This is a genomic window from Oceanobacillus sp. FSL W7-1281 (genome assembly GCF_037969835.1).
GTDB classification, from domain to species: Bacteria; Bacillota; Bacilli; order Bacillales; family Amphibacillaceae; genus Oceanobacillus; species Oceanobacillus oncorhynchi.
Window position 1 is genome coordinate 3,539,914 of sequence record NZ_CP150214.1, and the last position, 16,004, is coordinate 3,555,917.

The window sequence follows — 16,004 nt, forward strand, 5'->3', positions numbered from 1 at the left end:
AAGGCGCTTGACAATATTAAAGAAACAGGCATTCATGGGAATCCATGAATGCCTGTTTCTTTTTTGAAAAATAAGAAAGCATAAAAATTAGAAATACCATGGCCCCCGTGTTCATGGTATTTTTTAATATGGAGACTAATATTTTAAAGCGTATACTTTTTGACCATCATGGTCATTGGGATTGTTTTGAGAAAAAGCATCGTTCTAGGATTCGTCCACTCGCTTCAAAAGAAGTGAAAAAATTTCACGACTGTGGAGATCCGAAAAATGGATTTAAATTGTTGGTTTATGAGGGGTGCCCCGATGTACGGAAAATTCCTTATCGCTGTATTTAACTACGTTGACCACGTTACGTTTAAATTCAATGAAATAAAAAAAGTGTCAAAAACCCTATCACACCAAGGTTTTTGACACTCATTGAAACTTCATGAAATTGTTTGATAAAACTAAAATGGAGACGGAGGGAGTCGAACCCTCGTCCAGAGATATCGCCACTCAAGTATCTACACGCTTAGTTGGTATATTATCATTCGCTCACATGTCGGCCTGCCAACAGGCTTCCATGGAGCTAGTCTGATTCAGTTCTTCTGCCCATCCTCAGACGGTGGATAGCAGTATAGCCCGCTTCATTTGAGACCCTTCAATCTGCCACACGGGCGATGGCAGGAAGGATCGTTTTAGGCTACTTACGCAGCTGCTAAAACAGGTTGATTGTTTTCTTTGCCAGTTATATTTAGGCGTAACGTTTTACGAGCCGTAACCTCGACGTGCAACTTGAGCTCAATCTATCCCTGTCGAATCCGTAACGTCCCCGTATCATAAAAAACACAGGGAATAATTAAGCAAACTTAAATTATTCAACTGTACCCTGCTATCCTGATATCAGCTGTTTTCTTCACAGCATACCACGAATAGGGTACCTTTCATTATAACAAACCATACCTAATTGTCAAGTATGCTCCGGATTACCGCATATGATCTTTAATGGCCCTGTCCACATCCCGTTTCATTTGTTTGCGTTTCAAGTCTTCACGCTTGTCGTATTTCTTTTTCCCTCTTCCAAGACCAATTAATACTTTTGCATAGCCATTTTTAATATAAATCTTTAATGGAACTAATGCATAGCCCTGCTGCTGGGTTAAGCCGATTAATTTATCAATTTCCTTCCGGTGAAGCAGCAGCTTTCTTGAACGGGTCGGGTCGTGATTATACCGGTTCCCCTGCTCATATTCGGCAATATGCAGGTTCACTAATTGCACTTCCCCTTTTCTGTCGATTCGCGCATGGGCGTCCTTAATATTTACTCTGCCATTCCGAATAGACTTGATTTCTGTCCCCTGCAGGACAATGCCTGCTTCGTAGGTTTCTTCAATAAAATAATCATGGGAAGCTTTTTTATTTTGTGCAATGGTTTTTCCATTTCCTTTTGGCATTTGAAATCATCCTCTTCCATCGAACTTTGAAAAGTTCTTATTCATCCATAAAGTAATCCATTTCTCCATGAATGAATCCTCATTATAGTTTACCAAAAAATACGCCTTATCTCAAAGCTTTCACATAATTAAAACGTTTCTATCGCTGTGCGAAAAAAACGATAAAATCTCCTGAAAGAGATTCTATCGTTTCGGTTTATTCTTTTTCTTGTTTTTGGGTTTTGCTTTGCCTTTGCCCTTTGGCTTACTTTTGGATTTTTCGTTGTTCTTTCCAGGAGATTGGATAACTCTTCCTGCGGGCTTCTGCTTTCTTTCCTTCCGGCGCGGAGAACCTAAGGATGTCAATTCGAAGTCGACCGTGTATTCTTCTAAGTTTACATCAGCCACTTTAATATCGACCTCATCGCCAACGCGGAATACTTTGGCCGTCCGCTCGCCGATCATCGCCTGACTGCGTTCATCATAATGATAATAATCATCTGTCAAATAGCTGACATGAACCAGTCCTTCTACCGTATTTTCCAGTTCCACAAACATGCCAAAATTCGTTACCGAGCTGATAATACCAGTAAATTCTTCGCCGATTTTATCCTTCATAAATTCCGCTTTCTTCATATTATCGGTATCACGCTCTGCATCGACTGCCCGGCGTTCCATTTCGGAAGTATGGCGGGCGATTTCCGGCATTCTGTCCTTCCAGTGCATCATCGTTTTCTTATCGATTTTCTTCTCAATCAAATAAGTGCGGATTAACCGGTGCACAATCAAATCTGGGTAACGGCGGATTGGCGACGTGAAATGGGTATAAAAATCCGTTGCCAGGCCAAAGTGACCCACGCTTTGCGGAGAATATTTTGCCTGCTGCATCGAACGCAGCATTAATTTAGATACAATCATTTCCTCCGGGTCATCTTTGATCGATTCCAGCACTTTTTGCAGCTGCTGTGGATGAACTTCGTTGGCCGTTCCTTTGACAGAAATGCCCAGACCAGCTAAGAATTCATAGAATTTCTCAAGCTTCCCTTCATCCGGTTCCTCATGGATACGGTGGATAAATGGGACATCCATCCAATGAAAATGCTCCGCAATTGTTTCATTCGCTGCCAGCATAAATTCTTCAATTAATTTTTCTCCGACAGAGCGTTCACGAATAACCACATCGGTCGGATGGCCTTTTTCATCAACAAGCACCTTGGCTTCTTTAAAATCAAAGTCAATGGCGCCGCGGCCAAAGCGTTTTCCGCGTAAAATAGCTGCCAGCTTTTCCATATTCTCAAACATTGGAACAAGTGGCTCATATTTTTGGCGCAGCTCTTCATCCTTGTCGACTAAAATTTTGTTTACATCGGTGTAAGTCATTCGTTCATTTGAATTAATGACACTTTGGAAAATTTCATGGTTAACGACTTGTCCGCTCGTATTGATTTCCATCTGACAGCCAAGTGTCAGTCTGTCCACATGAGGGTTAAGCGAGCATATCCCGTTTGATAAGCGGTGAGGAATCATCGGAATCACGCGGTCAACTAAATAAACACTTGTCCCCCGCTCAAAGGCTTCCTTATCCAGCGGCGTACCTTCTTCTACATAATGACTGACATCAGCAATATAGACTCCAAGCTGGTAATTTCCATTCTCAAGACGTTTGACGCTTACCGCATCATCTAAGTCCTTGGCATCAGCACCGTCAATCGTAACAACGACCTCATCGCGCAGATCCTTTCTCCCTTGGATATCATCCGGGTCAATTTCTTCGGGAACTTTATTCGCCTGCTCGATAACCTCTTCCGGAAAATCAATCGGGATTCCATGCTTATAAATAATGGAGAGAATATCAATTCCCGGATCATTTTTATGACCAAGAATCTGGATAATTTCTCCTTCTGCACTTTTTCTTCCCTCCGGATATTTAGTGATGCGGGCGAGTACTTTATGACCGTCAATCGCTCCATGCGTATGTCCTTTAGAAATAAAAATATCATTTGGAATCCGCTTGTCATCCGCGATAACAAATCCAAAGGAACGGTTATCTTCAAATGTACCGACTACGGTGACAACTGCACGTTCCAGAATACGAATAACCTTTCCTTCCGGGCGCGTGTCCTCCGTATCCTTTTTTTCCAGGCGGACGAGCACTTTATCCTTATTCATGGCAGAGCCCATATCATTTGCATGGATATACACATCTGTTTGGTTCTCATCTTCCGGAATCAGAAAAGCAAAGCCCTTGGCATGCATTTGGAGAGTTCCTTTGACCAAATTCATTTTATCCGGCAGTCCAAATCGATTTTTTCTGGTACGGACAAGGTCTCCCTCTAATTCGAGTTCATTTAAAGAAACCACCAGCTCTTTAAATTCTTCTGCATTTTCCAGCGCAAGAGCCTCTTCTAATTCTTGGACAGACAAGGGTTTCGTGCTGTTCTCTTTAATATAATCTAAAATGCGTTCTTTCATAACGTTCACCTTCTTTCTGTTTATCTTTCCATCTTTCTACTTTATACTTCCCAATCCAGACTCTCTAAAAACGCATAAATATCTTCGTGAAGCTGATCTTTTTCTTTATCCATCGTAATCACGTGGCCTGAATTAGCATACCATTTGATTTCTTTTTGTGTGGATTCGACATTGTCATAAATATAATTCGCACTGTCTGTATTAATCATTTGATCTTTTTCAGCCTGTACGACTAAGGTAGGTGTGTAAATCATATCAATATTTGATTTTACTTCCTTCACTGTGTCCCTGACACCAATAAAGAGGTTCTTGGAATTATCCATGATGGTATCGACTTCTTCTTTTATAACCGCTTCGTCCTTTTGTTCCAGCTGTTTAAACTCTTTGGAGAATTCCCGGAATCCTTTGGTCAGTTCTTCCTCATTATCAAAAAACATCGGAGCACACATGGATACCATACCTTTAATTTTCTCCGAATAGGCAAGTTTTAAACCTAGTACACCTCCAAGAGACAGACCGGCAACTGCAATTTCCTGATATCCAAGGTCCTTCAGATGGTTAAAAGCAGCTTTCACATCTGCCCACCATTGGTCCGGATTACTTTTGATCAATTCCTCCGGCGGCAGTCCATGTCCGCGATAAATCGGTGCATGGCTTGTGTAGCCTTTCTTTTCCAGAAACCGTCCAAGCATGCGGACGTCTGCAGAGTGCCCGGTAAATCCATGCAGTAATAATACAGCACGCTCTCCTGCTTCAAATGTAAACGGCTGTGGTAACTTTATTTTCACAATCATCCATTCCTTTCATCTTCCTGAAAAATAAAACTGTCCGTTAAACTGCGGGAAATCATTTTTCCCAATTCATTTCTAGTATACCCTGTATTATGAAAAGCGAAAATAAAAAAACCTTACCACACCACTGTGATAAGGAATATCATTTATTGTAATACGTACGCTGCCAAGAAAGCTAATAAAAAGAACAGCACCGCTGTAACAATTGTCATACGATGTAGCACCAGGTCAATTCCGCGTGCTTTCTGTTTTCCAAATAACTGCTCTGCACCGCCGGAAATCGCTCCTGAAAGACCAGCGCTTTTTCCAGACTGCAATAAGACAAGTGCAATCATCACGATAACGTCAATTACTAATATCACATTAACCACAGTTAACAACATGTTTTCATACTCCTCCTATGTTCCGACAATCCCTATCTTATACTTTATCATACTTTGAATTTGTTGTGCAAGATTGATTTGTGAAATACTTATTTACTATACCCCCCTCGTGATTCATCCCTTTTTTGAATTTGTCCAACAACCCGTCTTCAACGTATAATAAATGTAGCAGTCCCGCGTAAATAAAAAAGCATCGTTATTAATGATACCAAGGGGGAAGAAAACATGGAGATGAAAACAGATTGGCTGACAGTGTCTGACGGAACCCGCATCTATATCAAACAATGGCTTCCGGAAAGAAGACCTATTGGCATCCTGCAGATTGCCCACGGTATGGTGGAACATATTGAACGCTATCATGATTTCGCTTCCTACTGCACTTCTTTAGGTTACATCGTGATTGGCAATGATCATCGCGGACATGGGAAAACAGGTGATTTAGGAATACAAGGATACTTTACAGAGAAAAATGGTTTTCAGCGCGTCGTAACAGATTTGTATGAAATCATGCAATATGGAAAAAAAGCTTTTTCTCATCTTCCCTATTACTTCTTGGGGCATAGCATGGGTTCTTTTTTAATGCGAAATTTTATTCAGCATTATAGTAATGAAATGGATGGATTAATATTAACCGGTACAGGACATTATTCCAGACTTCTCGCCACCGCAGGAAAAGCAGCAGCATCCCTCCTGCCGTCAAGGAAACCTTCCCCTTTCATGAATCAGCTTGTTTTAGGGAATGGTATAAAACAGGATAAGCATTATAAACATGAATGGCTTACAAGAGAAAAAACATATGCAGACGCGTATGAAGCAGATTCCTATACCGGCTTTATTCCGACAGCCCGTTTCTTCTATGATTTATTGGAAGGTATCTATCAGACCAGAAAGCAAAGCCTCAATCAAAACATACGTAAAAATCTTCCGCTTCTCCTTATCAGCGGTGACGAGGATCCTATTGGTCAATATGGAAAAGGAGTATGGAAAACAACTTCTCTCTTTCAAAAAAATGGCCTGGAGAATATTGTCGTTCAGGTTTACGAGGGTGGAAAGCATGAATTATTAAATGACACCTGCCGGGAAGAGGTATATGCGTTTATCGGAGATTGGCTGAAGAATGCTGGTAAAAAATAACGGATTATATTGATTTTAACAATTGAAGAAAACCCTTTAAACTTGCACCTCAGCCCACGCTAATTTAGTATAGATATGTTATAATTAATAAGATAGTTTTATTAAAGAAAGGATGCTCTCATAATGAAAAAATTGAATGGAATTGCTGCATCTAGTGGAATTGCCATTGCGAAAGTATACGAACTGAAAGACCCGGATTTAAATTTTGAAAAAACGTCTATTGATAATCCAGGACAAGAGATTGAGCGTCTTGAAAGCGCATTAGAAGTTTCTAGACAGGAACTGGAAAAAATCAAAGCACATACATTAAACGAACTCGGGGAAGAGCATGCAGAAATTTTCTCTGCACATTTGCTTGTATTAGGAGATCCAGAGCTGATTAATCCGATTAAAGATAAAATCAACGATGATAAAGTAAATGCAGAAGCTGCTCTGGACGAAGTTGCTACGATGTTTATCGAAATGTTTAAAGCCATGGATAACGAATATATGCGCGAACGTGCAGCAGATATCCATGATGTAACCAAACGTGTCATGTCTCACCTGCTTCAGGTTACCTTCCCGGACCCTGCTTTAATCGATGAGCAAGTGATTGTTATCGCAAGAGATTTAACACCATCTGATACCGCTCAGTTAAACCGTGAATTTGTAAAAGGGTTTGCAACTGATATCGGCGGCAGAACTTCTCACTCTGCTATCATGGCCCGCTCCTTAGAAATTCCTGCTGTGGTAGGTACAAAAGAAATTACCGGCGCTGTGAAAAAGGACGACCAGATTATTGTCGATGGCATTGAAGGTACAGTTATCATCAATCCGACAGAAGAAGAGATTAAAGTATATGAAGCGAAACAAGCTGCATTTGCTAAGCAGCAGGAAGAATGGGCAAAATTAAAGGATGAGCCTACTTTCTCTGCAGACGGTGAACAAGTTGAGCTTGCTGCAAACATCGGTACACCGAATGATGTAGAAGGTGTTCTTAATAATGGCGGCGAGGGCGTTGGACTTTACCGTACCGAATTCCTTTATATGGGTAACTCTGAATTGCCTTCCGAAGATGTACAATTTGAAGCATACAAAGCCGTATTAGAAAAAATGGGAGACAAGCCTGTTGTTGTCAGAACACTTGATGTCGGCGGCGATAAGGAGATCAGCTACTTAGATATGCCGCATGAGATGAATCCGTTCTTAGGATTCCGTGCGATTCGTTTCTGTCTGGAGAATGAACATGTCTTCCGCCCGCAATTACGTGCATTACTGCGTGCGAGTGCTTACGGCAACCTGAAAATCATGTTCCCGATGATTGCTACATTGGAAGAATTCCGTCAGGCAAAAGCGTTATTGCTAGAAGAAACAGACAATCTTAAAAAAGATGGCGTTAAAGTTTCCGACAACATTGAAGTAGGAATCATGGTAGAAATTCCATCTACTGCTGTGATTGCAAAACAATTTGCGAAGGAAGTCGATTTCTTCAGTATCGGAACAAATGACTTAATCCAATATACGATGGCTGCTGACCGTATGAATGAACAGGTTTCTTATCTGTATCAGCCATATCACCCAGCTATCCTGAATCTGGTAAACAATGTCATCGAAGCTGCTCACGCAGAAGGCAAATGGGCAGGCATGTGCGGTGAAATGGCAGGAGATTCTACTGCTATTCCATTGCTTCTTGCTCTTGGACTGGATGAATTCAGCATGAGCGCAACTTCTATCTTACCGGCAAGAACTCAGATTCTTAGCTTGAACAAAAAAGAGCTTGCAGCACTTAAAGATGAATTCCTTTCCCTAAGTACTGCAGAAGAAGTAGTTGCATTAGCGGAGAAGACGATTAATAAATAAGTATACCGAAAAACCCTGATTATTGTTTGCGCAACAATAATCAGGGTTTTTTATTAATACATCCGCGCCATTCCCGCAGAATTCGGGGCTGTATGACGAAAGCCGAACTGTTCATATAATTTATCAGCGGGAATATCTGCAATCAAGCTGACATAAGAGCCTTTGTAGGTATGGTTATCTAAATAAGCCATAATCTCCTGCATAATGACCTTTCCAAGCCCTTGTCCCTGATAGCTTGGTTTGACCACGATATCTACTACGTGAAAAACAATTCCCCCATCTCCCACTACTCTGCCCATCCCGATCAACGTATCACCGTCATAGATGGATACAGCAAATAACGTATTAGGAAGCCCAATTTCAATCGCCGCTTTTTCTTTATTGCTTAATCCAGCCTCGACACGAAGCTCATTAAATGCTTCGACTGCTGGTGTTTGATGATTGACCTGATAACGTTCATTCATTGATTCCCATCCTTTTCATCCTATTTATTTCTTCTATTTTACCATCTAAGTCTATTTCCTATCATATTTTCTTATCTCCTTTGATTAAAAAACACGATTATCCACAGATAGCAAAGAAGACTATAATGGATGATAACAACACCATTCAAGGAGGGAACGCTTTGGATTTTCACAGTAAAGATAATATGTACAGCTATACTGGCCGGGACGCGGATGCAGCGTGGAAAGAAAAAATCAGAGAACTCATTGATATTCCATCCATTCACCATGCTGCGGACATAGGCTGCGGAGGCGGAATTTATTCAAGAGCTTTAGCTGCTATCGGGATACCATCTATCCTAGCCATCGATTCTTCCAAGCCAATATTAGAGGGTGCGAAGAAAGACTGCAGCAAGTACCCGAATATTTCTTTTCTGCTTGGGCTGGCAGACAAAACCGGCCTGGAATCGGAAAGTGTTGATTTGGTACTAAGCAGAGCATTGGTCCATCATCTTAAAAAACTTGATTCCGTATTTGCAGAAGCATACAGGGTATTAAACAGCAATGGCTATTATCTTATTCAAGACCGGACATTGGACGATTGTTTACTGGAAGGGAGTAAAGAGCACATCCGCGGATACTTTTTTGAAGCTTTTCCGAGATTAAGAGAATTTGAAAAGAAACGGAGATACTCCAGTGATGATATAAAAATAAGTCTTCAGAAGGCTGGTTTTAAAGAGATAACAGCGCATCGCCTCTGGGAGATTAGAAAAACATATCCAAACAAACAAGCACTTCTCGCTGATATTCAATCCAGAACGGGACGAAGTATTTTACATGAATTATCAGATGAGGAGCTGCAGTATTTAAGCGATTATATCGATTATTCGATTGGAGATGATATGGAAGAAGTTGTTGAAAAAGACAGATGGACATTGATTAAAGCAGTGAAATAACTATACTGAATCGTTGAACCTCTATTACTCGAATGCCGATATAATATCCCCTTTATTCACATTCAAAAAACCATTAAATACGTATTGTATATTTATACAATACGTATTATAATTAAACGAAGCTATTTTTCATCTAACCTTTAGAATAACTATAAACAGCTTAGATAAATTATATTTTATGTCTTTTATAATAATGTATATTTATCATACATCTTATGCAATAATTGTTTTATCACGGAGAACCGCCCGTAAAACTCCCGCCTCAAAATAAAGAGCGAAAATAAATTTATTTAGGCGGGAGATAACGGGCGCTAACTCCCACTGAATGAAGTTTTGTTTTATCGCAATGTAATGAAATGGAGGATTTAAAATGGAAAGAAAGCAAGAAGATTGGGAGCATTTAGTTGATTCGATTGGAAATTTCCTTGCTCCGAGTATGGCAAAAGACCATCCAAATTTACCTGTTGTAAAGGCAGAGGGCTGTTATTACTATGGGACAGACGGCAAAAAATACTTAGATTTCACTTCGGGAATTGCTGTTGAAAATGTTGGACACCGTCACCCCAAAGTCGTGCAGGCTATCAAAGACAGCGCGGATCATTTGATTCATGGACCGTCCGGCGTGATTATCTATGAATCTATTTTAAAGCTGGCAGAAGAGCTCCAGGAAATACTTCCGCCCAAGCTGGATAACTTCTTTTTTGGAAATAGCGGCACGGAAGCAATTGAAGGAGCCCTAAAACTAGCAAAGCATGTATCTAACCGTCCTTATGTAATTTCTTTTACAGGCGGATTCCACGGACGGACCATCGGTTCACTCAGTGTTTCTACTTCTAAAAGTAAATATAGAAAACATCTTCAGCCTTCCTGGTTAACTTATCAGCTTCCTTACGCACATTCGGAGGACTGTCCGGCCGGGGAAGATCCAGAGATATTTTTTGCAGAAAAGCTTGAAAAAGAAGCTGCGAATTTATTCCGCCATCAGGTCGACCCGGAAGAAGTTGCCTGTATGATCGTAGAGCCTGTGTTAGGTGAAGGCGGCTATGTTATCCCGCCTAAATCATGGCTGAAGAAAATGCGGGAGATTTGTGACCGGCATGGGATTTTATTAATTTTTGATGAAGTACAGACCGGGTTTGGCAGGACAGGAAACTGGTTTGCAGCTCAAACCTTTGACGTGACACCAGATATCATGGCTGTTGCAAAAGGAATTGCAGCAGGGATGCCGCTTGGCGTGACAATTGCTTCCAAGGAATTAATGGACCAATGGCCAATGGGATCCCACGCAACGACTTTCGGCGGAAACCCTATCGCCTGCGCAGCAGCACGGGCATCCATTGAAGTCATCAAGGAAGAAAAACTTCTTGAAAATGCACGTACTGTCGGGGATTACGCCCTTAATCAGCTGATGCAGTTAAAAGATAAATTTTCAATTATTCATGATGTCCGCGGTGTTGGATTAATGATTGGAATTGCGCTAAAAGATGCAGAAACCGGTGAACCTGACGGGGAAGCTGTGATGAATGTATTAAACAGCTGTCTAGAGAAAGGTGTTCTCTTCTATTTATGCGGAAATGCCGGTGAAATTATCCGGATGATTCCTCCATTAACGGTAACAAAAGCACAAGTAGATGAAGGAATAAAAGTACTTGAAGAGGCATTGACTGCTGTTCAAAACGAAAAATAAGCTCACGTTTTCATAAGGAGGTAGACCATTGAATCATAATAGTGAACAAACAGAAGAGCATATCGTGTCCGACAAGCATTCCAAAAAAGATTTCCTGAAATTTTTGCTGCCCTCCTTATTTGGTATTTTTATATTTCTTTTTCCCATTGTGGATGGAGATACCTTTAATATACCGCTGGGCATTATAACTGAATTCTTTATTGAACAGCTGGAGAACCTCCTGCCTGGTATCATTACATTTACAATGGTTATTTCTACTGTTCTTACGCTCATTGCAATGCTGTTAAAGCCATCATTCATCGTAAATTCAGAGTTTCTTTCATCCTTATTTAATGTATCTTTTTTCTGGATGGTTGTCCGAGTGCTCGGAACTATTTTCGCTGTGATGACATTCTACGGAGCCGGGATTACATTTATCCATTCCGAAATTACCGGTCAAGTGATGTTCGGATTATTGACAACCTTGATTGTCTGGTTTTTTGTAGCCTCCTATCTCTTGCCTTATCTCATTAATTTTGGGGCGATGGAATTTGTGGGGACATTGCTTCGGAAAGTCATTAAACCATTATTTACACTGCCCGGCCGTTCTGCCATTGATTTATTGGCGTCATGGGTCGGAAATGTCAATGTTGGCGTTGTTCTTACAAGAGAGCAATATCAGGATGGATTTTATACTGGACGTGAAGCAGCAGCAATTACAACCTGCTTCTCAACCGTCTCTCTGCCATTCTGTCTCGTCATCGCGAATATGCTGAATGTTGGACATATGTTTCCTGTCTTTTATTTAACAATTGTCATTGCAGGAGTCGTAAGTGCCATCATTATTCCGAGAATTCCGCCTGTTTCCAGAATTCCGGATACGTATTATAAAGAAAGTCATTTCCAAGAAGAAATTCCAGCAAACACTTCCCCGCTTAAATGGGGAGTTGATCAGGCTGTCAGAAGAGCAAAAAAAGCAGGCACGTTAACAGATCAATTAAAGCAGGGCTCTGAAATATTTCTGGGAATTATTTTCGTCTTATTGCCGCAAGTCATGGCGATTGGGACCATAGCTCTTATTATTGCTGAATTCACACCTGTTTTCCATTGGATTTCCCAGCCGATGATTCCGCTTTTACATCTATTGCAGATTCCTGAAGCGGCAGCTGCTGCGCCAGCATCCATTATTGGCTTTATTGATATGTTTTTACCAGCTGTGCTGGCCTCTGGAATTGAAGCCGAGATAACACGATTTGTGATTGGTGCGTTATCGTTAGTTCAAATCATTTATTTAACAGAGATGGGCACCCTGTTGCTGATTTCAAAAATACCGGTTAAATTATGGCACTTACTCGTTATTTTCATTGAACGCACCCTTATTTCATTACCGATTATTGCTTTAATCGCGCATATGATTTATTAATTTTTAGTGAACAACTGGCAGGTGGATAGATTTTGTTATATATTGAAAAACTTTACGAACAATTAGGCAGGGAAAAAGTAACGCAGCAGGAATCCGAATTAAAAAAGCACAGTAAGGATGAATCGATTCATGAAGCAGTGAAACCCGATGTGGTATGTTTTCCGGAATCAAAGGAAGATATACAAATAATCCTTCGTATCGCTTCCGAATATCAGATAGCTGTAACCGCCTATGGTGCAGGCTCCGGTTTGGAAGGACAGGCTACCCCTGTACAGAAAGGAATCAGTCTTGATTTTCGAAACATGAATCAGATTTTGGACTTTTCTCCAGAGGATATGCGTATTACCGTACAGCCGGGATTGATGAAAAGTGAATTGAATCAGTTTGTCCGTCAGCAAGGATTATTTTTTGCAGGAGGTCCTGATTACGATGCAACCATCGGCGGCATGGCAGCTACAAATGCGAGCGGAACCAGAGCTGTACGATACGGGGTAATGAGAGATCAATTACTGGATTTAGAGGTGGTACTGGCTGATGGTATGACCTTTCATACCGGAACAAAAGCAAAAAAATCCTCTTCCGGGTATCATTTAACCAGCCTTTTTGCCGGCTCAGAAGGCACATTGGGGATTATTACAGAAATCACCTTAAAGCTCTATGGCATCCCGGAATATTCAACCGTAGCAAGATGTACCTTTGAAACACCGGAGCTATGTGCGATTGCAGCGCAAACCATACAATTAAAAGGAATCCCGGTTATGCGGATGGAATTGATTGATTCTGTCAGCATCGGTATCATCAATGAGCAATGCGGACTTGATTTCCCTGTAAACCATTCTTTATTTTTAGAGTTTGCCGGACCAAAAAATACGGTTGCGGAAGAGGTAAAGCTCGCTTCCGAAATCATGCATGAGCTTGGCTGCGAGGACTGGGCAGCAGCAAGTGATCCGATCGAGAAAGAAAAGCTTTGGGAAGCGCGGGTAAAATTAGCAGTTTCCTTTCAGCATTTAAAAGGATTAAAGGAAATCGGCGGAGATGTATGTGTTCCTATTTCCCAGCTTCCAAAGCTTGTTTCTTTCACCCGTCACAGCATGGATACAAGCGGATTAAAAGGAGCAATCTGGGGGCATATTGGAGATGGTAATTTCCATACCAGCATTATGTTTAATCCAAATGCAGATGGAGAACAAGCATTGGCAGAGCAAACCAATGATGCCATTGTCAAGCTGGCCATTGAATCAGGCGGAACCTGTACTGGTGAACATGGAATTGGTCTTGGCAAGAAGAAATTCCAGGAAGCAGAGCACGGCACCGCATTAGAAATGATGCGGCGCACGAAGCAGCTTTATGACCCTAAAGGGATTTTAAATCCAGGGAAGATTTTTTCTTAAACATAACCTTTTTACCATAAATGACTAAAATAAGGCAGTTATTCTTTTGAACCCTTTTAGAGAATAGCTGCTTTTATTCGTGATAACCGTGCTGATTCCTGTAAGTTTTTAGTGTTCAAATAACGATATTACGTTTCTATATAATGCATTTTTATCATCTAAAACCTCATAGGGAACGCCTTCATTGTCAATCACATAGCCTTTTCCTACTGTATAGGATAAACTGTCCCCATTTCTTAATTCTACCTCTATCAGATACTCGTTTTCTTTGTCATCTTTCACCCTATCTACACTATTTATCTGATATATCCTGTAATCGCTATTAATATATTTGCTTATTTGCTCAGCCCTTTCCATCGTAAATCTTCGCTCATCCTCTGGAGGGATATAATCCGATAGATTATTAAAATCTTCTGGTATTTCACCAGTCATTTCAATCTCTATTTTTTCAATGTCATTTACGGTAGTTCCCGCGTTATCCTCAACCACCTTATCTAAGGTAGTCGGTAAAGAAAAAGATAAATTAAATATCCACATAATGACTGTTACAACGATTGCCAGTAATAAGATAATATCAAATAACTTATTTAACCTGGACTTTGGCTCACGCAAGTTATACCTCCTTTGTTTTCAAATTTTAAATAAATTTATTTATACGAAACGCTAACTTCATACCCTTGTTACTCTATGTATACCCGAATTTTCAACACAATAAAAACCCCCTGCCTACAATGAATTTATCATCGTAAACAGAGGGTTCTGCATGTAAACTGATTTATTATTTATCAGCCAAGTTATAGAAAGAAGTCAATCCGCCATACTCGCCCATGCCAGCTAGTTCATCTTCAATGCGAAGTAACTGGTTGTATTTTGCTACGCGGTCTGTACGGGATGGAGCTCCTGTTTTGATTTGACCGGCATTTGTTGCAACTGCGATATCAGCGATGGTTGTATCTTCTGTTTCACCAGAGCGGTGAGAGATAACAGCTGTGTAGCCAGCGCGTTTCGCCATTTCGATTGCTTCAAATGTTTCTGTAAGTGTACCGATTTGGTTCACTTTAACAAGGATGGAGTTGCCGATTCCTTGCTCGATACCTCTGGAAAGTTTAGCAGTGTTTGTAACAAATAGGTCGTCACCTACAAGCTGTACTTTATCGCCAAGACGGTCTGTTAATACTTTGAAGCCGTCCCAGTCGTTTTCATCTAAACCATCTTCAATCGAGATGATTGGGTATTTTGAAATCATTTCTTCGTACCAGTCAACCATTTCTTCCGAAGTACGTACCACGCCTTCTCCTTTAAGGTTGTATTTACCGTCGTTGTAGATTTCAGAAGCAGCTACGTCCATTGCAAGTTTCACTTCTTCGCCTGGTTTGTAGCCGGCAGCTTCGATTGCTTCTACAATGGTTTGAAGTGCTTCTTCGTTCGAACCAAGGTTTGGAGCAAATCCGCCTTCATCCCCAACAGCTGTATTGTAGCCTTTAGAGCCTAATACTTTTTTCAATGCGTGGAAGATTTCAGCACCTGTGCGCAATGCTTCTTTGAAAGAATCAGCGCCTACAGGCATAATCATGAATTCTTGGATATCCACGTTGTTATCCGCATGCTCTCCACCGTTTAAGATGTTCATCATTGGTGTTGGAAGCGTTTTGGCATTGAATCCGCCTAGATAGTTGTATAAAGGCACTTCCAGGTGATTTGCTGCTGCACGAGCTGCTGCCATCGATACGCCCAGGATAGCATTTGCACCTAATTTCCCTTTATTTTCTGTACCATCTAAATCGATCATTAATGCATCAATGATGTTTTGACGTGTTGCATCTAAACCGATTAATTCAGGAGCGATGATTTCATTAACGTTTTCAACCGCTTTTTCAACGCCTTTTCCTAAATAACGATCTTTATCGCCATCGCGAAGTTCTACCGCTTCATATTCCCCTGTAGAAGCACCGCTTGGTACGATTGCAGAGCCAAAAGCTCCAGATTCTGTGAAAATTTCTACCTCAATAGTCGGGTTACCTCTTGAGTCTAATACTTCTCTTGCGTATACGTCAGTAATATATGGCATTATTTTCTCTCCTTTAATAACGTTTT

13 protein-coding genes and 1 other RNA gene are annotated in these 16,004 nt (G+C 40.8%); 6 read left to right on the plus strand and 8 right to left on the minus strand.

Going from position 1 to position 16,004, the window contains the following annotated elements; all coding sequences use genetic code 11:
• Nucleotides 1-449 precede the first annotated feature (449 nt).
• The 5 genes from ssrA to secG all read right to left on the minus strand — a co-directional run bounded on the left by ssrA (nt 450) and on the right by secG (nt 5,055).
• Nucleotides 450-813, minus strand: a transfer-messenger RNA (tmRNA) gene (gene ssrA, locus MKX55_RS17455).
• Nucleotides 814-965: 152 nt separating this feature from the next.
• Complete coding sequence (smpB, locus tag MKX55_RS17460) at nt 966-1,433, minus strand: SsrA-binding protein SmpB (RefSeq protein ID WP_040978930.1); 468 nt, start codon at nt 1,431-1,433, stop codon at nt 966-968.
• 183 nt (nt 1,434-1,616) lie between these two features.
• Nucleotides 1,617-3,884: a ribonuclease R gene (gene rnr, locus MKX55_RS17465; protein ID WP_339233720.1), complete on the minus strand. Its 2,268-nt coding sequence runs from the start codon at nt 3,882-3,884 to the stop codon at nt 1,617-1,619.
• A gap of 41 nt (nt 3,885-3,925) precedes the next feature.
• Nucleotides 3,926-4,672: an alpha/beta fold hydrolase gene (locus MKX55_RS17470; RefSeq protein WP_042535820.1), complete on the minus strand. Its 747-nt coding sequence runs from the start codon at nt 4,670-4,672 to the stop codon at nt 3,926-3,928.
• Between the two features lie 149 nt (nt 4,673-4,821).
• The gene (gene secG / locus MKX55_RS17475) at nt 4,822-5,055 is read right to left on the minus strand and encodes a preprotein translocase subunit SecG (RefSeq protein WP_042535818.1); all 234 of its coding nucleotides are present in this window, start codon (nt 5,053-5,055) and stop codon (nt 4,822-4,824) included.
• A 228-nt stretch (nt 5,056-5,283) separates the two neighbouring features.
• Here secG and MKX55_RS17480 point away from each other — a divergent pair, with 228 nt between their 5' ends.
• Nucleotides 5,284-6,192 (plus strand): alpha/beta hydrolase, encoded by a 909-nt coding sequence (locus tag MKX55_RS17480; RefSeq protein WP_339233722.1) that lies wholly within the window; start codon nt 5,284-5,286, stop codon nt 6,190-6,192.
• A 123-nt stretch (nt 6,193-6,315) separates the two neighbouring features.
• Nucleotides 6,316-8,031, plus strand: coding sequence for a phosphoenolpyruvate--protein phosphotransferase (gene ptsP, locus MKX55_RS17485; protein WP_339233724.1), 1,716 nt, complete (start codon nt 6,316-6,318; stop codon nt 8,029-8,031).
• 53 nt (nt 8,032-8,084) lie between these two features.
• Here ptsP and MKX55_RS17490 read toward each other — a convergent pair whose 3' ends face one another.
• Complete coding sequence (locus MKX55_RS17490) at nt 8,085-8,495, minus strand: GNAT family N-acetyltransferase (RefSeq protein ID WP_339233727.1); 411 nt, start codon at nt 8,493-8,495, stop codon at nt 8,085-8,087.
• A gap of 161 nt (nt 8,496-8,656) precedes the next feature.
• Here MKX55_RS17490 and MKX55_RS17495 point away from each other — a divergent pair, with 161 nt between their 5' ends.
• The 4 genes from MKX55_RS17495 to MKX55_RS17510 all read left to right on the plus strand — a co-directional run bounded on the left by MKX55_RS17495 (nt 8,657) and on the right by MKX55_RS17510 (nt 13,910).
• Nucleotides 8,657-9,430 carry a class I SAM-dependent methyltransferase gene (locus MKX55_RS17495; protein ID WP_339233730.1) on the plus strand — a complete coding sequence of 258 codons (774 nt, stop codon included), beginning with the start codon at nt 8,657-8,659 and terminating at the stop codon, nt 9,428-9,430.
• A 370-nt stretch (nt 9,431-9,800) separates the two neighbouring features.
• Nucleotides 9,801-11,117, plus strand: a complete 1,317-nt coding sequence (locus tag MKX55_RS17500; protein WP_339233732.1) for an aspartate aminotransferase family protein — start codon at nt 9,801-9,803, stop codon at nt 11,115-11,117.
• A 28-nt stretch (nt 11,118-11,145) separates the two neighbouring features.
• Entirely contained in the window at nt 11,146-12,519 is a 1,374-nt protein-coding gene (locus tag MKX55_RS17505; protein WP_339233735.1) for a YjiH family protein, read from the plus strand.
• 32 nt (nt 12,520-12,551) lie between these two features.
• Nucleotides 12,552-13,910, plus strand: a complete 1,359-nt coding sequence (locus tag MKX55_RS17510) for an FAD-linked oxidase C-terminal domain-containing protein (protein ID WP_339233737.1) — start codon at nt 12,552-12,554, stop codon at nt 13,908-13,910.
• 108 nt (nt 13,911-14,018) lie between these two features.
• Here MKX55_RS17510 and MKX55_RS17515 read toward each other — a convergent pair whose 3' ends face one another.
• Together MKX55_RS17515 and eno are read right to left on the minus strand one after the other, a co-directional pair.
• Nucleotides 14,019-14,522 carry a hypothetical protein gene (locus MKX55_RS17515; RefSeq protein ID WP_339233739.1) on the minus strand — a complete coding sequence of 168 codons (504 nt, stop codon included), beginning with the start codon at nt 14,520-14,522 and terminating at the stop codon, nt 14,019-14,021.
• A 166-nt stretch (nt 14,523-14,688) separates the two neighbouring features.
• Entirely contained in the window at nt 14,689-15,978 is a 1,290-nt protein-coding gene (gene eno / locus MKX55_RS17520) for a phosphopyruvate hydratase (RefSeq protein ID WP_042530417.1), read from the minus strand.
• Nucleotides 15,979-16,004: the final 26 nt, after the last annotated feature.